This window comes from Streptomyces sp. NPDC056503, from assembly GCF_042794995.1.
GTDB lineage: Bacteria > Actinomycetota > Actinomycetes > Streptomycetales > Streptomycetaceae > Streptomyces.
Map to the genome: position 1 here is coordinate 1 of NZ_JBHTST010000116.1, position 18,424 is coordinate 18,424.

Annotated in this window: 20 protein-coding genes and 1 tRNA gene; 11 read left to right on the plus strand and 10 right to left on the minus strand. The window is 73.9% G+C overall.

Going from position 1 to position 18,424, the window contains the following annotated elements; genetic code table 11:
- Positions 1 to 31: 31 nt before the first annotated feature.
- On the minus strand, positions 32 to 946 hold the full coding sequence (gene puuE, locus ACFQ8C_RS28005) for an allantoinase PuuE (RefSeq protein ID WP_383462477.1): 915 nt from the start codon (positions 944 to 946) through the stop codon (positions 32 to 34).
- Positions 947 to 1,207: 261 nt separating this feature from the next.
- Between puuE and ACFQ8C_RS28010 the strand changes: the two genes are divergently transcribed.
- On the plus strand, positions 1,208 to 2,380 hold the full coding sequence (locus tag ACFQ8C_RS28010; protein ID WP_383462478.1) for a tetratricopeptide repeat protein: 1,173 nt from the start codon (positions 1,208 to 1,210) through the stop codon (positions 2,378 to 2,380).
- A complete protein-coding gene (locus ACFQ8C_RS28015; protein WP_383462480.1) occupies positions 2,377 to 3,564 on the plus strand; it encodes a polyprenyl synthetase family protein in 1,188 nt (395 codons plus the stop codon). Before ACFQ8C_RS28010 ends, ACFQ8C_RS28015 begins: the two co-directional genes overlap by 4 nt.
- A 101-nt stretch (positions 3,565 to 3,665) precedes the next feature.
- On the opposite strand, the gene ACFQ8C_RS28020 is transcribed toward ACFQ8C_RS28015, so the two are convergent.
- Positions 3,666 to 4,460 (minus strand): SDR family NAD(P)-dependent oxidoreductase, encoded by a 795-nt coding sequence (locus ACFQ8C_RS28020; protein ID WP_383462482.1) that lies wholly within the window; start codon positions 4,458 to 4,460, stop codon positions 3,666 to 3,668.
- Between the two features lie 146 nt (positions 4,461 to 4,606).
- On the opposite strand from ACFQ8C_RS28020, the gene ACFQ8C_RS28025 reads away from it, so the two are divergent.
- On the plus strand, positions 4,607 to 5,269 hold the full coding sequence (locus ACFQ8C_RS28025; protein ID WP_383462484.1) for a hypothetical protein: 663 nt from the start codon (positions 4,607 to 4,609) through the stop codon (positions 5,267 to 5,269).
- Between the two features lie 102 nt (positions 5,270 to 5,371).
- Positions 5,372 to 5,776 carry a VOC family protein gene (locus ACFQ8C_RS28030; protein WP_383462486.1) on the plus strand — a complete coding sequence of 135 codons (405 nt, stop codon included), beginning with the start codon at positions 5,372 to 5,374 and terminating at the stop codon, positions 5,774 to 5,776.
- On the opposite strand, the gene ACFQ8C_RS28035 is transcribed toward ACFQ8C_RS28030, so the two are convergent.
- Genes ACFQ8C_RS28035 through ACFQ8C_RS28045 form a run of 3 tightly spaced genes read right to left on the minus strand, consistent with a single transcriptional unit; the run spans position 5,721 to position 8,057 of the window.
- Positions 5,721 to 6,563, minus strand: coding sequence for a lysoplasmalogenase family protein (locus tag ACFQ8C_RS28035; protein ID WP_383462487.1), 843 nt, complete (start codon positions 6,561 to 6,563; stop codon positions 5,721 to 5,723). The genes ACFQ8C_RS28030 and ACFQ8C_RS28035 overlap by 56 nt on opposite strands.
- Positions 6,505 to 7,338, minus strand: a complete 834-nt coding sequence (locus ACFQ8C_RS28040; RefSeq protein ID WP_383462488.1) for a sterol desaturase family protein — start codon at positions 7,336 to 7,338, stop codon at positions 6,505 to 6,507. Before ACFQ8C_RS28040 ends, ACFQ8C_RS28035 begins: the two co-directional genes overlap by 59 nt.
- Positions 7,335 to 8,057 (minus strand): FadR/GntR family transcriptional regulator, encoded by a 723-nt coding sequence (locus ACFQ8C_RS28045; RefSeq protein ID WP_383462490.1) that lies wholly within the window; start codon positions 8,055 to 8,057, stop codon positions 7,335 to 7,337. Before ACFQ8C_RS28045 ends, ACFQ8C_RS28040 begins: the two co-directional genes overlap by 4 nt.
- 271 nt (positions 8,058 to 8,328) lie before the next feature.
- Here ACFQ8C_RS28045 and ACFQ8C_RS28050 point away from each other — a divergent pair, with 271 nt between their 5' ends.
- From ACFQ8C_RS28050 to ACFQ8C_RS28060, 3 genes are all read left to right on the plus strand, one after another.
- A complete protein-coding gene (locus ACFQ8C_RS28050) occupies positions 8,329 to 8,853 on the plus strand; it encodes a SigE family RNA polymerase sigma factor (RefSeq protein WP_383462492.1) in 525 nt (174 codons plus the stop codon).
- The gene (locus tag ACFQ8C_RS28055) at positions 8,846 to 9,307 is read left to right on the plus strand and encodes a hypothetical protein (RefSeq protein ID WP_383462494.1); all 462 of its coding nucleotides are present in this window, start codon (positions 8,846 to 8,848) and stop codon (positions 9,305 to 9,307) included. The genes ACFQ8C_RS28050 and ACFQ8C_RS28055 overlap by 8 nt, the downstream gene beginning before the upstream one ends.
- 166 nt (positions 9,308 to 9,473) lie before the next feature.
- Positions 9,474 to 10,727 (plus strand): mannosyltransferase family protein, encoded by a 1,254-nt coding sequence (locus ACFQ8C_RS28060; protein WP_383462495.1) that lies wholly within the window; start codon positions 9,474 to 9,476, stop codon positions 10,725 to 10,727.
- Between the two features lie 15 nt (positions 10,728 to 10,742).
- Here the strand turns inward: ACFQ8C_RS28060 and ACFQ8C_RS28065 are convergent, their stop codons facing one another.
- From ACFQ8C_RS28065 to ACFQ8C_RS28075, 3 genes are all read right to left on the minus strand, one after another.
- Positions 10,743 to 11,189, minus strand: coding sequence for a hypothetical protein (locus ACFQ8C_RS28065; protein WP_383462496.1), 447 nt, complete (start codon positions 11,187 to 11,189; stop codon positions 10,743 to 10,745).
- Positions 11,190 to 11,537: 348 nt separating this feature from the next.
- A complete protein-coding gene (locus ACFQ8C_RS28070; RefSeq protein WP_383462497.1) occupies positions 11,538 to 11,843 on the minus strand; it encodes a YkvA family protein in 306 nt (101 codons plus the stop codon).
- A gap of 144 nt (positions 11,844 to 11,987) precedes the next feature.
- Entirely contained in the window at positions 11,988 to 12,581 is a 594-nt protein-coding gene (locus tag ACFQ8C_RS28075; protein ID WP_383462499.1) for a TetR/AcrR family transcriptional regulator, read from the minus strand.
- Positions 12,582 to 12,687: 106 nt separating this feature from the next.
- Here ACFQ8C_RS28075 and ACFQ8C_RS28080 point away from each other — a divergent pair, with 106 nt between their 5' ends.
- Together ACFQ8C_RS28080 and ACFQ8C_RS28085 are read left to right on the plus strand one after the other, a co-directional pair.
- The gene (locus ACFQ8C_RS28080; protein WP_383462500.1) at positions 12,688 to 13,296 is read left to right on the plus strand and encodes a DUF2867 domain-containing protein; all 609 of its coding nucleotides are present in this window, start codon (positions 12,688 to 12,690) and stop codon (positions 13,294 to 13,296) included.
- A 157-nt stretch (positions 13,297 to 13,453) separates the two neighbouring features.
- A complete protein-coding gene (locus tag ACFQ8C_RS28085; protein WP_383462502.1) occupies positions 13,454 to 13,891 on the plus strand; it encodes a nitroreductase family deazaflavin-dependent oxidoreductase in 438 nt (145 codons plus the stop codon).
- A gap of 206 nt (positions 13,892 to 14,097) precedes the next feature.
- Here ACFQ8C_RS28085 and ACFQ8C_RS28090 read toward each other — a convergent pair whose 3' ends face one another.
- Positions 14,098 to 15,021: an LLM class flavin-dependent oxidoreductase gene (locus ACFQ8C_RS28090; protein ID WP_383462503.1), complete on the minus strand. Its 924-nt coding sequence runs from the start codon at positions 15,019 to 15,021 to the stop codon at positions 14,098 to 14,100.
- A 162-nt stretch (positions 15,022 to 15,183) separates the two neighbouring features.
- Here ACFQ8C_RS28090 and ACFQ8C_RS28095 point away from each other — a divergent pair, with 162 nt between their 5' ends.
- A complete protein-coding gene (locus ACFQ8C_RS28095) occupies positions 15,184 to 16,500 on the plus strand; it encodes a hypothetical protein (protein WP_383462504.1) in 1,317 nt (438 codons plus the stop codon).
- Between the two features lie 249 nt (positions 16,501 to 16,749).
- Here ACFQ8C_RS28095 and ACFQ8C_RS28100 read toward each other — a convergent pair whose 3' ends face one another.
- Entirely contained in the window at positions 16,750 to 18,105 is a 1,356-nt protein-coding gene (locus ACFQ8C_RS28100; RefSeq protein WP_383462505.1) for a tetratricopeptide repeat protein, read from the minus strand.
- 83 nt (positions 18,106 to 18,188) lie between these two features.
- On the opposite strand from ACFQ8C_RS28100, the gene ACFQ8C_RS28105 reads away from it, so the two are divergent.
- Positions 18,189 to 18,263: transfer RNA gene (locus tag ACFQ8C_RS28105), tRNA-Trp, on the plus strand.
- Positions 18,264 to 18,424 lie beyond the last annotated feature (161 nt).

Sequence of the window (18,424 nt, forward strand, 5' to 3'; positions counted from 1 at the left end):
ACCGGGCGGGCGACGGCGCCCGTGCGGGAGCTCAGCGCCCCGACGGCGGAGGGTGCGCGGCCAGCCAGTGCCGGGCGATCTCCTCGCGCGTGGCGAGCCACGCCCCACCGCGGCCGGCCACGTGCCGAAGGAAGCCGTCGAGCGCCCTGATCCGGCCCGGGCGGCCGATGATCCGGCCGTGCAGGCCGACGCTCATCATGCGAGGCCGCTCCGCGCCCTCGGCGTGCAGCGTGTCGAAGGTGTCCACGAGGTACGCGAGCATGTCGTCCGCGGTCGTGAACCCGTGGACGAGAAGGAACTTGAAGTCGTTCGCGTCGAGGCTGTACGGCACCACGAGATGCGGCCGGCCCGCCGCCTCGACGTAGAAGGGAAGGTCGTCCGCGTAGTCGTCGGAGTCGTAGAGGAACCCGCCCTCCCCGGCGACGAGCCGTCGCGTCGCCGGGCTCGTCCGGCCCGTGTACCAGCCGACCGGCCGCCGCCCCACCAGCCGCCGGATCGTCGCGACCGTCCGCGCGACATCGGCCCGCTCGACCTCCTCGGGGACCTCGCGGTAGTCGATCCAGCGCCAGCCGTGCCCGGCCACCTCCCACCCGGCCGCGGCCATCGCGCGCGCCGCCTCCGGGTTGCGCTCCAGGGCCCTGCCGACGGCGTGGACGGTGAGCGGGGCCCGGTGCGCGACGAGCGTCCGGTGCACGCGCCAGAACCCGGCCCGCGAGCCGTACGCGAACATCGACTCGACGTTGAGGTCACGGCCGCCGACCACCGGCGGCGCCCCGACGACCTCGTGCAGGAAGGCCTCCGAGGCGGCGTCGCCGTCCAGGACGTTGTGCTCGCCGCCCTCCTCGTAGTTGAGGACGAGGCTGACGGCGACACGGGCGCCACCCGGCCACGCGGCACGGGGTGGCTCGGCGCCGTAGCCGACGAGATCGCGCGGGTGCTCGGACACGGGCGGCACGCTACCCGCCCCGCCGCCGCCTCCCGCGCGACGCGCTGCGCGGCCGCACGGGACCCACGCGCACGGCCGCGCGGGCACCGTTCCGTAGGTCTCGATGAGGAGACCGGACCACCGTGCGTAGCACTTGAGGCGGACCCCTTGCCCCCACCGAGACGGACATTGCCCCGGATGCGGAACCCCCTTCCGCCGACGCCGTCTTGACCCTCGCACCGGCTTGATCGTCGAGCCGGCGGAAGGCAGAAGGAGGAACCGATGGCGGGTCAGGTCGGGGAACGGCCGACGAGGGCGTCCGCGCCCGAGTACCAGGGGGCCCTGGGGTCCCTGTCGGTGAACGCGTCCCTTCCCGAGGTGCTCGACGAGGCCCTGCGGGGCGTCCGCGCGGCCGAGCGGTCCGGAGACCTCCACGAGGTGGCGCGCTGCCGGCTGGCAGCCGCGGAGGCGTGCCGGAGGCTCGGGCGGATCGACGAGGCCGACCGGGAGTGGAAGGCGAGCTACCGGGCGGCGCGCTCGGCCGGCCACGAAGGCGCGATGGCCTGGGCGCTGTGGAGCGGCGGCACGCTGGCCCGGCAGCGCGGCGCGTTCCGGCTGGCGTACCGGCTGCTGAAACTGGCGTCCGAGGCGGGCGAGCGGGGCGGGGACGTCGTCGCCCGGGGCTACTCGCTGGCCGGACTGGCCGAGACCGGACGCATCCAGGGCGACTACGAGGCCGTGGCACGCCTGCACGAACGCCTGCTGACGGAGGCGCGCCACCGCGGCGAGGCCCGGCACACGGTCTGGGCGCTGGAGGGCATCGCGCAGATGCACCGGAACACCGGTCGCTTCGACGAGGCCCTCGCCCTCTTCGAGGAGGCGGCGGAGACGGCGTCACGCGCCGAGGACCGGCGCGGCTGGGCGTGGGCCCTGCGGGGCATCGCCGACGTGGTGTCCGTACGCGACGGGGACGCCGAGCGCGCTCTGGCACTGCTGTCGCGGGCGGAGGAGGCCTGCCGGGAGATACGGCTGCGGAGCGCGCTCGCCTACAACCACAAGATGCGCGGCAACGTCCTCTACCGGGCGGGCCGGTACGGGGAGGCCCGCGAGCAGTACGCGGGAGCCCTCGCGGAGTTCCGCGCCATGGACGAGCCGCGCGGCACCGCGCTGGCGCGGCTGGGGCTGGTCAAGACCGAGGCCCGCCTCGGCCGCGACGCCGCCCGCACCGCCGCCGAACTGGCCGCGCTGCGCACGTCCCTGGAACGCATCGGACTGCTCCACGCCCGGGAGCTGGTGAACGGGGCCGCCGCCGAGCTGGGCATCGGACCGCTTCCGGAACCCGCCGCAGACGGACCGGGCACGGGAACGGGAACAGGAACGGGAACGGGCGGACCGGCGCTGCCGGACGTCGGGGCCGAGGCCCTGCGGACGGCCGACCCGGAGGCCCTGCGATGAGCGCCCTCCCGACGCCCGTGGCCCGGCCCCGTCCGCCCGTCGACGCGGCGGAGACCACGGCCCGGCCGGACCCGCCCGTCGTGCGGGGCGACGCCCACGGGACGGAGCGGGAGGGCCTGCCCTCGGGCCCTCCCGGCCGGGACGCCTCGGCGGCCGACGTCCTGCGGCGCTGCCGCGCGCTCGTCCGGCCCGCGCTGGTGGACGCGGTCGGCCGGCTGCACCCCTGGACCGGCGAGATGGCGGCGTACGCACTGGGCTGGGCCGACACGGACGGGACCCCGGACCCCGGCGGATCCGAGGGCAAGGGGGTACGGCAGGTCCTCGCCGTGCTCGGCGCGGAGGCCGTCGGGGCGGGCGCGGCCGACGGCGTGCCGGGTGCGGTGGCCGTCGAACTCGTCCACACCTTCTCCCTCCTCCACGACGACATCATGGACGCCGACGCCCTGCGCCGGCGCCGCCCGGCCGTGTGGAAGAGCCACGGCACGGGCCCTGCCGTACTGGCCGGCGACGCGCTCCTCGCACAGGCGGTGACGGGACTGGCCGAGGCCCGGAACGACCACGCGGCGGCCGCGGTCCGCCGCCTCTGCGGCACCCTGAACGCCCTCGTGTCCGGCCAGGCAGAGGACCTGCGGTTCGAGCACCGGCCCTGGCACGGGCCCGGCGCGGTCGCCCCGGAGGAGTACCGGTCGATGGCCGAACACAAGACGGGCGCCCTGCTGGGGTGCGCGCTCGCCCTCGGCGCGGTCCTGGGCGGCGCCCCCGAAGCGACCGTGACCGCGCTCGACCGCGCCGGGCGCCATCTGGGTCTCGCCTTCCAGGCGGTGGACGACGTCCTCGGCATCTGGGGCGACCCGGAGAGGACCGGGAAACCCGTCCACGCCGACCTGCGCCGAAGCAAAAAAACCTACCCGGTCCTCGCCGCCCTGGCCGACGGAGGCCCGGCCGCGCGGGAACTCGGGGCGCTGCTCTCCTCGTCCCGGTGTTCGTCCCGGCGGATCGACGACGCGACGGCCGCGCGCATCGCCGCACTCGTCGAGCAGGCCGGAGGCCGCGCCGCGGCCCACGAGGAGGCGCACCGCCGGCTGGACACGGCCCGCCGCACCCTGCGCGCCACCGCGCCGAACCCCACAGCCGCACGGGAACTGGACCTCCTGTGCGCCGACTTGCTGGACCGCGCCTGGTGAGCGCCCCCGACCGGCCGGCGCCGACCGTCGACGCGGACGCTCGTCACCACCGACCGTCGGCGCCGGTCGTCACCACCGACCGTCGGCGCCGGCGGGTCACGTCACGGCAGGATCGAGTCGACGTACCCGCCGTCGACCCTCAGGGCACCCCCGGTGGTGGCCGAGGCGTGGTCGGACGCCAGATAGACGACCATGGCGGCGATCTCCTCCGGCTCGATCAGCCGCTGGATCAGCGACTGCGGACGGTACGCGCGCATGAACACCCGCTGGGCCTCGTCCCAGGGCAGCGCGTCGTCGACCAACTCGTACACGAAGTCCTCGACACCACCCGTGTGGGTGGGGCCCGCGATGACGGAGTTCACGGTGACGCCGCTGCCCGCCGCCTGCTTGGCGAAACCGCGCGTGACCGCCAGGAGGGCGGTCTTGGTCATGCCGTAGTGGATCATCTCCGCGGGGATCACGACGGCCGAGTCGCTCGCGATGTTCAGCACCCGCCCCCAGCCGCGCTCGCTCATGCCGGGGAGGTACCGGCGGATCAGCCGCACGGCGGCCAGCACGTTCACCTCGAAGTAGCGCCGCCACTCGTCGTCGTCGATCGTCAGGGGATCCGCCTCGCCGAAGATGCCGAGGTTGTTCACCAGGACGTCCACCCGCGGCAGCGCGTCCGCGGCACGCCGCGCCCCCTCCTCGCTCGCGACGTCGGCGACGACGGGAACCAGGTCCGCGTCGGCCACCTCGGCGCGGATCCCCGCGATGGCCCGGTCCACCCGTTCGCCGGTGCGTCCGTTCACCCCCACACGGGCGCCCGCGCGGGCCAGACCGGTGGCGATCGCGGCGCCGATCCCCTGCGTGGAGCCGGTGACCAGAGCGGTCCGCCCTGTCAGGTCGATGAGCATGGGAGGAGGCCTTCCTGAGATCACGGGTCGCTGCCTCCTTCCGTGTACCCGGTCCGGGGCCGACGCCATCAGGAGACGCCCGTCTCGCCTAGCCCGCCCCCGAGCGTGGCCCGCGGACCGACCGGCGGGGCCGTACTGTTGCGGTCATGACGATCAACCGTCCGGGCCTTCCCGAGGACTTGCCGCCCGCCGGTGTGCTGTGGGCCCGCTGGGCCCTGGTGGCCGCCTTCGGCGCGACGAGCGTGGACGAACGCCGCCCGAGCGCGCACCGCACCGGCCACTGGATCGACGACGACGGGCTGCACCGGGACGACGGCGGCTGCACCTGGTGGGTGCTGTCCCGCAGGGGCGACGGCCGGTACGTGCTGTACGGCGAGGACGAGTCCAGCGGGACGAGGTGGCACGAACCCCGCGTCGACCTCCTCGCCGGCGGCCCCGCGTGGCTGCCGTGGGACGAACTGAACGACCGGCTGTCCGGCGACGAGCTCGGCTGCGTCTACTGGTACGAGGACGGAGCCTGGGCCCGCGCCCCCTACCCGGACGGCCTCGACGACGACGGCCTGGACTGCGGCATGAGCGAGCTGGCCGACCGCGCGCAGGCGGCGCGCCTGCTGGTCGAGCGCCTCGCGCCGGCGGACGGGGGGCCCGACGCCGAGGGCGTCCTCGCGGAGGCGGAGGGCGGACCGCTCCAGGACGTGGACGCGCTCCTGGCGCGGGTGCGCGACCCGGACGGCGGCGAACCGGACCCGTCCGCCGTGGCCCGAGCCCTCACCCGCGCCGGTCTGACCGGCCTGACGGTCGCCGGCTGACCTGACCTGACCTCAGCCGAGTGGGCGGGCGCCGACCTTGGGCACGGCGGGCTGTCCGGCGGCCCGATGTCTGCGAGAGAGACGAGCGGGCACACGAAGGCCATGACCGTATCCAAGAAGGGCGTCCTCGTCCTCGACAGCACCGACCCCGAGCCCCTCGCCCGCTTCTACGCCGCCCTCCTCGACGGCACCGTCGAGCCGAGCGGCGCCGACCACGACCTGCTGCTGGTCTCGGGCGCCGAGGGGGTCGTCCTCGGCGTCCACCGCGACCCCGGCCACGCGCCACCGAGCTGGCCCCGTCCGGAGGACTCGCAGCAGTCCCACCTGTGGATCCTCGTCGCTCCCGAAGCGCTCGACGAGGCCGAGCGCGAAGCGGTCTCCCTGGGCGCCCGCCCGGTGACCGCCGAACACAACGGCAGCCGGACGGACCGGCGTACCGATGTGCGCCGCTTCATGGACCCGGCCGGACACGCCTTCGTGCTGGCCGCACCCGGCGCCACGCCGTGACGGTGGCACGGGCACGCGCGCGGACGGGGGAGGAGCGCGGGGCGCGGATGCCTACCGGGTCCGCGGTGTCCCCCGCCGCCACGAACGGCCCGTCGAGGGGTGCGCGGTCCTCGCGCCCGGTGGTGAAGGCGGTGGCCAGCAGGGCGAGGGCCACCACGTACGTGGGCATCACGAGGAGGGAACGGCCGGGGAGGTCGACGCCCGCCGCGCCCAGGCCGATGAGCATGTCCGAGACGAGGAACACCGCCCCGCCCCAGGCCGCGCGGGCGCCCTTGACGTGGGCGGCGCAGGCCATCGTCACGAGGACGAGACCGTAGAAGGAGAGGCCGACGGCCAGCCCCGGTTCCAGCGCCGGTGCCAGGGCGAGGACGGCGGCGCACCACACGGCGAGGTAGGCGCAGCAGAGCAGGGGACGCCGCCTCAGGTGCGGTACGGCCCCGGCGCGGACGAAGGCGGTCGTCCAGCAGAGCTGCGCGCCGAGGAAGAGGGCGATCCCGGTCGCGAACGCCACCGGTCCGGGGAACAGGAGCGCGACGTCACCGGCGGCGGCGAAGCCGAGGCCCGTCAGGAAGGCCGGATGCCGGGTGCCGGTGATCCGCCGGACGTACAGCGCGAGGACCGGGGCCAGCAGCGGCTTCGTCGCCCATTCCAGGACGGGGACGTCGAGGACGACGCCGGTGATGTCGACGGCGGCCAGGGCGGTGAACAGCGCGAGCAGCGGCGCCGTGTCAGACCTCCGCCTTCGGCGTCCAGCCGGGCGGACCGAACAGGTGCCCCGCGCGGTCACGCCAGTGCCGTGCCGTCCGCACGTCGCGCCAGACCGCCGCGTACTCGTGGAAGGCGACACGGAGCGGGTTGTACGTCGCGATGTTCTTCGTCAGCCCGTACACCACCCGCTCGCCCTCCGCCTCGAAGGTGCGGAAGAGCCGGTCCCAGACGATGAGGATGCCGCCGTAGTTACGGTCCAGATAGGCGGAGTTGGAGCCGTGGTGGACGCGGTGGTGGGACGGGGTGTTGAAGAACCACTCGACGGGACGCCACAGCCGGTCCACGCGCTCGGTGTGCAGGAAGAACTGGTAGATCAGGCTGAAGGACTGCTGGAGCAGGATCATCCACGGCGGGACGCCGAGCAGGGCCAGCGGCAGCCAGAACGGCAGCGTCGTCATCGGCGTCCAGCTCTGGCGCAGCGCCGTCGACAGGTTGAAGCGGACGCTGGAGTGGTGCACGACGTGGCTCGCCCAGAGCAGCCGCACGCGGTGGTGGGAGCGGTGGAAGACGTAGTACGCCAGGTCCTCGGCGAAGAACAGCAGGACCCAGGTCCACACCGAGCCGGGCGACAACCGCCAGGGGGCGAGCTCGTGGCAGGCGGCGTAGGCGAGGACGGCGAAGGCCTTCCACGGCAGGCCGATGACCTGGCTGCCCGCCCCCATCGACATGCTCGTGGCGGTGTCGCGGAGCTCGTAGCCCTGCTCGTCGTCGTCGGGGAGGTAGCGGTACGAGAGCGCCTCGACGACGACCAGGAGGACGAACGCGGGTATCGCGTACACCACGGCGGGGATCATCGCCCCCTCCCCGCGCGGTCGCGGGCGACGGACGGGACGCTGCGGCCCAGCAGTTCACGGGCGAGCCGCTCGGCGGCCTCCGCCTCGCCGCCCGCGATGTGGGCGGCGAGGCGGACGTGGGCGTCCACGTCGAGCAGCTCGGCGGTGCGCAGGTCCATGGGGACCTCGCCGACGTTCAGGGACCCGCCGACGAGACTGTTGAAGGCGAGGAGGTAGGCGAGGTTGCCGGAGCCCTCCACGATCAGACGCCACCAGGCGATGTCCGCCTCGCCCAGGGCCGCCAGGTCCGGTCCGGACAGGGCGTAGCAGGCGGCGGCCTCGACGATGGCGTTCGCGGTCTCCCGTGAGCAGCGGGCCGCGCACAGCCGCGCCGCGTCCGCGCCGATGCAGGCGCGCATCTCCAGGGCGTCGCGCGCCAGTTCCGGAAGGGCGGGGCCGGAACCGGCCTGGGCGATGCCGACGGCGAGTTCGAGGCCGGCGGTCCGGCGCCAGTCGAGGACGAGGGTGCGCCCCCCGTGGCTGACCTGGACGAGCCGGGCCTCCTGGAGGCGCTTGATGGCCTCCCGGACCGCGTGCCGGTTGACACCGAACTCGGCGGACAGCTCGCGTTCGGACGTCAGGGGGGTGCCGGCGGGGAGGGCCCCGGCCAGGATGCGGTCCCGGAGCACCGCGTGGAGCTGGTCGGAGACCGCCTCGCGCCGGAGGGGCTGCTGTGTCATGGCGATGAGAATGAGCCACACCCGGGGACTGGTCAACTGGTTGGACCAGATTCGTCGAAAGCCTTCGATCGGGCTCGGGATCGGGCTCGGGATTGGCCCGGGCTCGGGATTGGGATGGGGCTCCGGCTTCAGCGCCGGTGCCGGTGCCGGGTGCGTGTCCTGCCGGCCCGGTTGCGTGACGACGATCACTCTGGTCGCGGGGTCTCCGTGTCAACCGGGGACCACCCGGCAGGCGTATGCGGGGTGTAGTCGGAGATGCGGGAGTCGTTCGTTGACGGTCGAGGAGTTCGAAGAGTTCTACGCCCACGCGGTGGCGCGGCTCACGGGTCAGTTGTACGTGATGCTGGGCGATCTGCACGAGGCGCAGGACGTCGTGCAGGAAGCCTTCGTCAAGGGCTGGAACCGGCGGCGGCAGCTGGACCGGGACGGGCAGCCGGAGGCGTGGATCCGTACGGTCGCCTGGCGGCTCGCGGTCAGCCGCTGGCGGTTCCGCACACGTACGGCCGACGCGTGGCGGCGTGACGCCGCGTCACCCCTGGTGGTCGAGGGACCCGAACCCGACCACCTCGTCCTCGTCGAGGCGATGCGGGGACTGCCGCAGCAGCAACGGCGCACCCTCGCCCTGCACTACCTGTGCGACCTGAGCGTCGACCAGGTCGCAGCCGAGACCGGCCTGTCGACCGGCACGGTCAAGACCCACCTGTCCCGGGGCCGGGCCGCGCTCGCCCAGCGCGTCGAGGACCCGCGCAGCCCCCGCACCGCCCACCCGTCCAGCGAGGAGGCACCCGATGCATGACTTCCACGGTCCGTCGCAGGAACCCGCCCGCGACCCCTCCGGCGGCTCCTCCCCGGATCCGCTGAAGGCGCTCTTCGAGCAGGCGGCCGCAGCGGGCCGGGCCCGCGCCACGTACGCGCCGGCGGGCGAGATCAGTGCCCGCGGCCGGCGCGTCCACCGGCGCCGCCTCGCGGTGCTCGCCGCAGGGGCGTGCCTGGTCGTGGGCGGCGGTGGCGTCGCCTTGGGCGCCTTGCTGGCGGGGCCGTCCCAGCCGGCGCTCCCCGCGACGAGCCCGTCCGTGACCGGCCCGGCCCCCGCCGACACGGCCACCGGTCCGGTCCCCACCCTCCCGTCGACGACCGAGGCCCCGTCCGTCGGCGCCACCACCTCCCCGCCGGCCGGCACCCCGACGTCCACGAGCACCACCCGGCCCGGTTCCTCCACGACCACCACCCCGCCAGGAGGCGCCGGGTAGACCCCGGCCGCCCCCCAGGGACCGTCATCGCGTCGAGGCCGTCCCTCGCCCCGTCATGCCCTCGGAAGATTGCGGACCCCTCGTGACAGCGACAGAAGACAGGCTTCAGGAATCCCGGGACGTCCGGGAGGTCCACGGCACGCGCGACGCCCACCGAACGCGCGACGTGCCGGGTACGTGCGACGCACCAGGCGCGGGGGACGCGCCAGGCATACGTGACGCGCCGCCGCCCCCGCCTCCGTCCTCGCTCCGGCGACCGCGTCTTCCCCGTGTGCTCCGCCCCGCCGTGCTCCGCCTCGACGCCGCCGACCGTGACGTCCTCGGCCTCTACCTGATCACCCGCGTCGCTCTTCTCCTCACCGCCTACTGCACCGCCTGGCTCTTCCCCGGCGATCCCGAGTCCCATGTGCCCGACCCCTTCGCCGCGGTCGTCGGGCGGTGGGACTGGAGCCACTACCTGCACATCGCCCGCGACGGCTACTTCCCGGAGGACCCCGCCGCCCGCCCCGAGCAGGGGGACAACAGGGAGGCCTTCTTCCCCGGCTTCCCGCTCGCCCTGCGGGCGGCGCACCTCCTCGTCGGCGACTGGATCGCCGCCGGACTGGCCGTCTCCCTGGTCGCGGGGGCCGTCGCGGTCGTCGCGCTCGGCCGCGTCGCCCGCCACCACCTGCCCGACGCCGCCGACTCCCGCCGTGCCGTCCTGCTCCTCCTCGTCTCGCCGTGCGCGGTCTTCCTCGCCGTCGGCTACACCGAGTCGCTCTTCCTCGCCTTCGCCCTCCCGGCCTGGCTCGCCGCCCGCCGGGACGCCTGGCGGATCGCCGCGCTCCTCGCGGCCTGTGCCACCACCGTCCGCGTGACCGGCCTCTTCCTGGCCGCCGCACTCGTCGTCCACTTCGCCCTCACGGCCCGCCGCCGGGGCGTGACCCGTCTGTTCCCCTGGCTGGCGGTGCCCGCGCTCCCGCCGCTGCTGTACGTCTGGTACCTGCATGGCCACACCGGGGACTGGATGGCGTGGAAGCACGCCCAGGAGCGTGGTTGGTACCGACGGTTCCACGCCCCGTGGGAGTCCTGGGGCACCACCTGGGACGCCGCCTTCGGGCACGGGTACACCACTCCGTACGCGCTCCTGTGGCAGGCGGAACTCGTCGCCATGCTGGTCGGTGTCGTCGCCGTCGTCCTGCTGGCACGGGCCCGCCGCTGGCCCGAGGCCGTCTACGTCGCGCTCAGCCTGTGGGCGCTGGGCACCTCGTACTGGTACATGTCCGTGCCCCGCGCCACGCTGCTGTGGTGGCCGCTGTGGATCGGCCTCGCCGCCTGGACACTGCGCGCCCCGAGGAGGACGGCCGCCTGGCTGTGCCTGTCGGCCCCGCTCTCCGTCGTCCTCGCCGTGACCTACTTCTCGGGACGCTGGGCGGGCTGAGCCTCCCGCCCGCGCCTATGCCGGCATCTCGCCCACGGAGGCCGGCGCGTCCCCGAGAGCCGGCTTCGACCTGCACGAGACGACCGCGTCCCTCGCCCACACACGGACGGCGGCGGCATTCTCACCGGCATCGAACAGCTGCCGCGCGGTCTGCCGAAGCTCCCGCATCCAGTCGGCGTCAGGCTCGTGGGCCAGAACCGCGGAGAAACGCTCACGGGCCTCGCCCGCCCTGCCGGTGAGCGCGGCGGCCACCCCGGCATGGAAGCTGCCCCGGAGATCATCTCGCCGGACCGGGTGGCTCAGCAGGGCGCGGGCCACCGCGTCGAGATCGGCGAAACGGTCCCTGAACTCCTCCACACGCTTCCCGGCGTCGTGGGCGAGGTCCTCCATGACGGCGGCGAACTGCTGCTCGTGGCGGAACTCCCGCGAGCCTTCGACCTTCTCGTGGACGTGGAACGTCACGTGCCCGACGTCCTGCCACAGCCACATCACGCCGACGGTCAGACCACTGCCCTGACTCCACTGCGGCGAGAAGAAATCGACCACACCGAGCCACCATCCGTGATCGTCGAGCCAGAGCCAGAGCCAGAGCCAGAGCCAGAGCCAGAGCCAGAGCCAGAGCCAGAGCCAGAGCTAGAGCCAGAGCCAGAGCCGGGACCGGCCCCGCTGCCGCAGGCCGAGCGGACGAAGATGTCGCCGAGCCGCCGCGGTGACCAGCCGGGAGGCGGGTGAGGTGGCTGCCATGGCGAGGATTCTCGCCCACCGGCGAACGGGCTCGTCGAGCGGCCGGGCGACGTCCCGCCGGCCGTGTCACGCCGTTCTGCCGGGCTCCCGGTCGTCCTCCGCCCGCGTCCCGGCCCGGTGCAGGGAGCGCAGGGCCGCCAGCAGGATTCCGATGTCGTCGAGGAGCACGGGGTCGGGCAGCAGGTCCGCCGGGCTGACCAGGTAGAGCAGGGCCCCCCAGAAGAGCACCTTGCGCGACATCGGAACACCGGAGTCGCCGAGCATCCTGCGCGCCCGGAACAGCCGTACGGCCAGGACGACGGCCACCGACAGGGTCACGGCGAAGACCACAGCCGCGCCCGCCCACCAGTACCACCCGCTCGTGCCGTCCATCCGGGCCTCTTCTCTCTCCGGGTGCTCGAAGAACGTGTGCCCCGAAGCCGTGGTTCCGCACCGTCGTGGTCGTAGGGGCAGCCGCGGTGGCACCGTGGGCGTCACGCCCGCCCTGCCACCGCCGGAACGGCGCTCCTCTCCGTGCTATCGACGGTCGGCCGGGTCCTCGGGAGTCCCCGGTCGGGCCAGGAGCCGCTCCCTGACCGCGGCGAGCACCTCGGAGCGGGGACGCGGGCCGTCGTCGGCCGCGATGAGGTGGTCGCCGATCCGCAGGGAGAAGGTGATGAGGCAGCGGGCCTCGACATCGCCCGCGTCGGGGCAGAAGGCCCCGTAGAGCTCGCGCAGGTAGTCCATGCGCCGGTTGTCGGCCCGGCGGAGGCGGGCCGCGACGTCGGTGTCGCGCCTGGCCCAGTCGCGGACGGCGAGTTCGACACCCGCGCTGATCACGGGGGTGTCGGCCGACCCGACGACGTCGAAGAGCCGCCCGAGCCGTTCGCGGGCGTCGCCTCCGGCGCGCTCGATCCGCTCGATGACGTCCTCGGTGACCCCGCGCTCCCAGGTGTCGAGCATCTCGTCGAGGAGGGCCGCACGGTTGCGGAAGTAGCCGTAGAAGCCGCCCTTGCTCACGCCGAGGGCCTGGGCGAGGACCTCGACCCGGACGGCCTCGGGTCCGCCGGCGGCCAGCGCCCGCAGTCCCTCCTCGATCCACGTGGACCGCGGCGTGCGGATCGCACCCATGCCCCGTCTCCCCTCGCGCCTCGCGCTGTTCCGAACCGACTATACGGTGCCGTATAGACAGGGGCTATGCTCGATCTATACGCCACCGTATGGACAGGGGTCCGTCATGAACGCGCTGCGTCTTCCCTCGACCGACCACACGTCCCGGCCCTGGCGGATCCACGCGATCGCCGCCGACTTCCGGCTCGAGGACCTGTGGGCGCTGCCGACGCCCGGCGGCCCCGACGACCTGCACTACCTGGTCGAGCAGATGGCGGGCGGCACGAAGGGCCCGGACGGCGGCAACCCCGTGGGCCGCTTCCTCTTCGCGGTGCGCTGGAAGCTCGGGGCGCTGCTCGGCTGGGACACGCCGGACTCGGGCGTCGGCGGCAGGGTGCCGACCCTGCGGGACCGGCTTCCCGACGACCTGCGCGAGGGGCCGCGGGGGCCGGACCTCGCCTCGGCCCCCTTCACCTCGGTCTTCCAGACGCACGACGAGTGGGCCGGCGAGTACGCCAACAAGACCATGCACGGGATCATGCACATCGGCTGGGTCCCCGACGGAAGCGGCGGCTACCGGGGCCAGATGGCCGTCCTCGTGAAGCCCAACGGCCGTCTCGGCTCCCTGTACATGCTCGGCATCAAGCCGTTCCGGTACCTGGGGGTGTACCCGGCGCTGATGCGGTCGATCGGCCGGGAGTGGCGCGAGGGCGCCGCGCGCCGCACGGCCCGCTGAGCGCCCGCGGCCGGCGCGCCCGCCTCCGCCGGGCCGCCCGCCCCTGCCACGGCGTCCTCCCGCGCTCCCTTCTGGCGGCCCGGGCGGCACCCGTGATGGAGTAGGCGGAACGGTGCACTCCGGAGAATCCGGTCGCCGCCGACGAGAGGAGGGCGGCATGCCGCTCGAAGGAACCTACGAGCCCAGCCCGTCGCAGTGGGTACGGGACCAGGTCGAGCTGTACGAGTCGTCGGGCGGCACCCAGGGGACGACCATGAGGGGCCTGCCGGTGGTGCTCGTGACGAACGTCGGCGTGAAGAGCGGCAAGCTCCGCAAGACCCCGCTCATGCGGGTGGAACACGAAGGGGCCTACGCGCTCGTCGCCTCCAACGGCGGCGCCGTGAAGCACCCTGTCTGGCACCACAACCTGGTCGCCTTCCCCCGGATCGTGCTGCGCGACGAGACCCGGGAGTGGGACATGAAGGTACGCGTCGTGAGCGGCGAGGAGCGGCGCGCGTGGTGGGACCGGGCCGTCGAGGCCTTTCCCGACTACGCGGACTACCAGCTCAGGACCGACCGGGAGATCCCCGTCTTCGTAGCCGAGCGGATCGCCTGACGAAGCCCTCCGCCCCTCCGCCGCGACGGCGCCCGTCCGTCGCACGGGGCCGGACGCCGGTGGAACGCCCGACGCGTAGAACGCCCGACGCGGCGACCGGGCCGAACCGTCACGGCCCGGACGGAGCAGCGGAGGGGGCGGCAGGGCCGCGGCCCTGCCCGGCCCGCGTTCGTCGATCGCGGTCGGCCACGGCCGGGGGAGGGGTCCTACCCCTCGCCCCGCGCCGTGGCGGGAGAAGCCGTGGCGGGCGTGCGGCCACTCGCCGCGAGGGCTTCCAGCACCTTCCCGATCTGCTTCAACGGGTCGTCACCGACGACCCGCAGGACCACCGTTCCCGCTCCGGCCGCCGCCAGCTCGTCCACTCGCCCCGCGGCGTCCTCGGCGCGGCCCGAGACGGTGAAGACCTGCTCCGGCGGGCGACCCAGCCAGCCCGCTTGTCCCTCGACGCTGGGCCGCAGTGTCCGTGCCACCTGCTCGGGATCCTCCCCGACGGAGCAGAAGGCGAGCACGGTCAGGTCGTGGTCGGCCCCCGCGCCACCCTTGGCGGTCAGTTCTCGTACCCTCTCCAGATCCCGCGGCCCGTGCCCCTCGGCGATCAGCGTGCCGTCCGCGACCCGGCCGGACAGTTCCAGCGAGCGAGGGCGCACCACACCGGCGACCACGGGCGGCGGTACGAGAGGCGGATGCACCAGTCGGATACCGTCCAACCGGACCTCTCGACCGGCCAGTTCGACCCGCTCGCCGTGCAGCAGCGCGCGAACCGACCGGATCGTCTCCTCCAGGAGCGCCAGCGGCGACTTCGGCGCGACACCGACGGACGCCATCCACTCCGCCACGCCGTGCCCGACCCCGGCGACCAGCCGACCCGGGAACATCCGTGCCAGCGTGGCCAGCTCCATCGCGAGCAGCGCCGGACTGCGCAGCGGCGCGGGCGTGATGCCGATGCCCACCCGCAGACGCTCCGTCGAGGCCAGTGCCACCGCGGCGGCCGACACGCCACCGTTCCACCCGAGGTCCTCGACGACCCACAGGTCGTCCACCCCGAGTGCCTCGGCGTCCCGCGCGAAGGCCGGCAGGCCCTCCGGCGCCCAGTCGCGGTCGTACATCACACCGATTCGAACCGTCGTCATGAGACGCACCGTATGCCCGCTCCCACCGGATGATCAACGGTGCCGGGCCGCCCGACCCGCCCGCCGCGTGAGCGACGAGGACCCCGACCCACGCTTGCACCGGCTTCGAACCCGTGATCCCATGTGCTGTCTTTCTCAAGATCGCCAAACAGGGGGAATGAAATGACCGGACACAGGGACAGACGCTCCGTCATCCGCGGCCTGGCGACGGCCGGTGCGGGCGCGGCAGCCGGCGCGGTCGTCGTGGGAGGCACCCCGGCGTACGCCGTAGGCTCGGGCAACGACCCGCACAGCGTCTCCGTGATCAGCAAGAACGCCGACCCCACCGGCGTCAACCCGAGCGACGACGCCTTCCGGGCCGCCGCCGCCGAGGTGCTCGCCTCGTACCAGCCCGACCCGATCTCCGGCGCGGTGCCGAAGAAGGTCCTGGTCATCCCGCCCGGCACGTACCGGCTGACCCGGCCCGACTCGCTGCTCCCCCACGTCGACGGCGTCGGCGTCGGCATCGTCGACGGCGTCACGATCACCGGCTACGGCAAGCGGCTCACCCGCATCGTCTACGCGCCGACCGAGAACGACACCACGCTCTGGACCAACTACCAGCGCTACAAGAACATCCGGATCTCCGGCATCACCTTCGTCAGCGAGAACGCCACCTCCAGCTTCTGCTACGCCTACTCCTCGGCGACGCACGGCGTCCAGGACACCTGGTACAGCGACGTCGAGTGGCAGGGCGGCTGGAAGCGCGGCATCGGCCTCGACGGCCCGGCCACCACCTCCAACCTCAACAGCGAGATGGGCTGGGACCACTGCCAGATCGGCGGCACCTACTCGGACGCCTTCCTCGTCATGGGGATGACGCCGAGCGCGAGCCAGCAGGACCAGTTCCTGAACTACTGGTTCCGCGAGTGCAAGGTGGAGTACAAGGCGGGTGTGTTCGTGAAGAACAACCGCGGCGGCTCGATGAACTTCATCGGCGGCTCCTACATCCTCACCGACGCCGCCTCGACGGGCACGTTCTTCCAGCTCTCCTCGGCCGCCGCCACCCGCGCGGACTCCGTCATGCGGCTGTACGCCCAGGGCATCCGCTTCGAACTGCGCGGCACCGGCCACAAGGTGATCGACTCCCGCTGGTACAAGGGCAGCATCTCCTTCGTCTCCTGCGACGACACCGCCAACAGCTTCAAGTCGTGGGCGCCGGACGCCGTCACGCACGTCTACGCCTTCAACGCCAACGGCGACCGCGGCCCGATGGTCCGCTACACCGACTGCGCCCTGATGGGCTCGCACGAGGTGGCCACCGGCACGGCCGCGACCACCGCCGGCAAGCTCGTCTACGACGGCTGCCGCTTCATCGACATGGCGAGCGCGACCGGCGCCGGCGGCTTCCTCCGCTGGACGGGCACCGCGCCCCGCCACGAGATCCGCGACTGCCTCGCCGGCGCCACCTACGCGGCGGACGTCAAGAACCCCGCGTAACGCCACCGAGCCACCCGCGACGGCCCCGGGGACCACGTCCCCGGGGCCGTCGTCCGTCCTCCCGGGCACTCCGGCCGTGGACCGCGATCACGGGACGCGGAGGCCGCTCGCCGGTAGCCTGCCCGTGTGGCCGAGACCTGGGACGCCGAAGCGACCCGTGACGACTACGCCCCTCCGGGGTCGAGCACCCGCACGAGACGGGGGCTGCGCTCGGGTTCGAAGAGCGGAGGACCCGGGCCCGGCCGAGGCTCAGAGAGGTGGTTGCCGGGGCCAGAGGTGGGTGGTCGGGAGGAGAGGTGCCGCGGGGCGGGTGGGGCGAAGGATCTCCAGGGCTTCCTCGACGCGATCGAGGTCGATGAGGTGGTCGGCCAGGTCGTGGCCGTACCGGCGGTCGTGTCGCTGGAGGACGGTGGCGGCTTCCTCGGTGCGTCCGGCACCGGCGAGGAGGCGGGCGATGTGTTCCGCCGCGTACCAGGTGCCGCCATCGGGGTGGGCCCGGGCCCGTTCGACCGCCGCGTCGACCCCGTCGCAGGCGGCGATCAGCGGCAGCCGCACCCGGAAGAGCTCCCACTCCTGCTCGTCCTCGCGCCGGTCGGCGAGGGCGTCGAGGTGGGCCAGGCCGTCGGCAGGGCGGCCCTGGTCGAGGCACAGCTCGGACAGGGCGTGGAGGATCCAGTCGTCGCCGCGGTGGGCCTGGGCCTCGGCACGCATCACCTCGATCGCCTCGCCGCCCCGGCCGTGCCGGGCCAGTAGCCGCGCGAGCCCGTAGGCCAGGTTCGGGTTCCGGCCCGAGCCCCCGACAGCCTCCGTGAAGACCGCGATCGCGTCCTCCGGATCGCCGCGCTCCTCCGACAGCTCCGCCAGCCGCTGTACGGCTTCCTCGTGTCCGTCGGCCGCGGCGTAGGCGCGCAGTTCCTCGATCCGGCCGTGTCGGGCGAGCAGGTCGGCGAGCTGGTCCCGGCTGTTGACCGAGGTGATCTGCCGACCCCCGAGCAGGGTGACGGCCTCGTCGACGCGGCCCTGGCGTTCGCGGATCGTGGCGAGCAGACCGGCCGCCGTGTCGGGGTCGAGACCGCGGCAGCACCACGGACCGTCGCAGTGGTGGTCGGCCCGGACCAGGGGGACGAGCAGCGCGGCGGCTTCCTCGTCGCGGCCGGCGACACCGGCGACATCGACCAGAGCGGTGGCCAGGGCCCAGTCGTCGACGTGCGGAACCAGCAGCGTGAAGGCCTCCTCGGCGCGGCCGTGCCGGGCGAGAAGGCGCGTATAGGACTCCAGCGCCGCCGGGTGCCCGGCCTCCATGCGGACCCGGGTGATCTCGATCGCCTCGTCGGCCCGGCCCCACTCCTCCAGCAGCTCGGCCGCGGCCTCGGTGGCCGTCCACCAGCCGGTCGCCAGATACGGGGCGAGCACCTCCAAGGCGTCTGCCCGCCTGCCCCGCCCGCCCAGCCACCGCGCCCACGCCACCGCGCAGAACCACTCCCCGCGCGAGGCTTGCGACTCCACCACGGCGACGTGGCCTCGTTCGAGCAGCCGGGAGACCTGCTCAGGCGGGATGCAGCCGGACAGTGTCCGGGCCCGGTAGTCGAGATCAGCAGCGTCCACGGCCACGCACCCTAGCGCCTGCCCCTGACACCTGACCGATCGGCGGGGCGGAGGGAGCCGGTCGCGTAGGGTTGCTCGCGGACGGGGCCGTAGCGCAGAGGTGGTCGCGCGCGGTCTCCAACATCGCGAGGACGCCGGTTCGATTCCGGTCGGCTCCGTCCGTTCACCGGCCGGCACGCGTGCGGGGGCCCCGCCCGGCGCGCGGCCCAGCGCGAGCCGCTTTCCTCAGGGGAACCGCCGGGCAGGGCCGTTCGGTGGTATCGCGCCGACGACGCGCACGCTTCCGGTGCTCGCCGGGCCGGGATCCGACGGGACGAGC

What these genes read in the sequence shown, in the direction of transcription:
- ACFQ8C_RS28085 (WP_383462502.1), top strand. Translation starts at nt 13,454, where the DNA reads ATGCCGCTCGAAGGAACCTACGAGCCCAGCCCGTCGCAGTGGGTACGG.
- ACFQ8C_RS28010 (WP_383462478.1), top strand. Translation starts at nt 1,208, where the DNA reads ATGGCGGGTCAGGTCGGGGAACGGCCGACGAGGGCGTCCGCGCCCGAG.
- ACFQ8C_RS28075 (WP_383462499.1), bottom strand. Translation starts at nt 12,581, where the DNA reads ATGGGTGCGATCCGCACGCCGCGGTCCACGTGGATCGAGGAGGGACTG.
- ACFQ8C_RS28070 (WP_383462497.1), bottom strand. Translation starts at nt 11,843, where the DNA reads ATGGACGGCACGAGCGGGTGGTACTGGTGGGCGGGCGCGGCTGTGGTC.
- ACFQ8C_RS28055 (WP_383462494.1), top strand. Translation starts at nt 8,846, where the DNA reads ATGCATGACTTCCACGGTCCGTCGCAGGAACCCGCCCGCGACCCCTCC.
- ACFQ8C_RS28045 (WP_383462490.1), bottom strand. Translation starts at nt 8,057, where the DNA reads ATGACACAGCAGCCCCTCCGGCGCGAGGCGGTCTCCGACCAGCTCCAC.
- ACFQ8C_RS28080 (WP_383462500.1), top strand. Translation starts at nt 12,688, where the DNA reads ATGAACGCGCTGCGTCTTCCCTCGACCGACCACACGTCCCGGCCCTGG.
- ACFQ8C_RS28015 (WP_383462480.1), top strand. Translation starts at nt 2,377, where the DNA reads ATGAGCGCCCTCCCGACGCCCGTGGCCCGGCCCCGTCCGCCCGTCGAC.
- ACFQ8C_RS28040 (WP_383462488.1), bottom strand. Translation starts at nt 7,338, where the DNA reads ATGATCCCCGCCGTGGTGTACGCGATACCCGCGTTCGTCCTCCTGGTC.
- ACFQ8C_RS28095 (WP_383462504.1), top strand. Translation starts at nt 15,184, where the DNA reads ATGACCGGACACAGGGACAGACGCTCCGTCATCCGCGGCCTGGCGACG.
- ACFQ8C_RS28025 (WP_383462484.1), top strand. Translation starts at nt 4,607, where the DNA reads ATGACGATCAACCGTCCGGGCCTTCCCGAGGACTTGCCGCCCGCCGGT.
- ACFQ8C_RS28020 (WP_383462482.1), bottom strand. Translation starts at nt 4,460, where the DNA reads ATGCTCATCGACCTGACAGGGCGGACCGCTCTGGTCACCGGCTCCACG.
- ACFQ8C_RS28030 (WP_383462486.1), top strand. Translation starts at nt 5,372, where the DNA reads ATGACCGTATCCAAGAAGGGCGTCCTCGTCCTCGACAGCACCGACCCC.
- ACFQ8C_RS28090 (WP_383462503.1), bottom strand. Translation starts at nt 15,021, where the DNA reads ATGACGACGGTTCGAATCGGTGTGATGTACGACCGCGACTGGGCGCCG.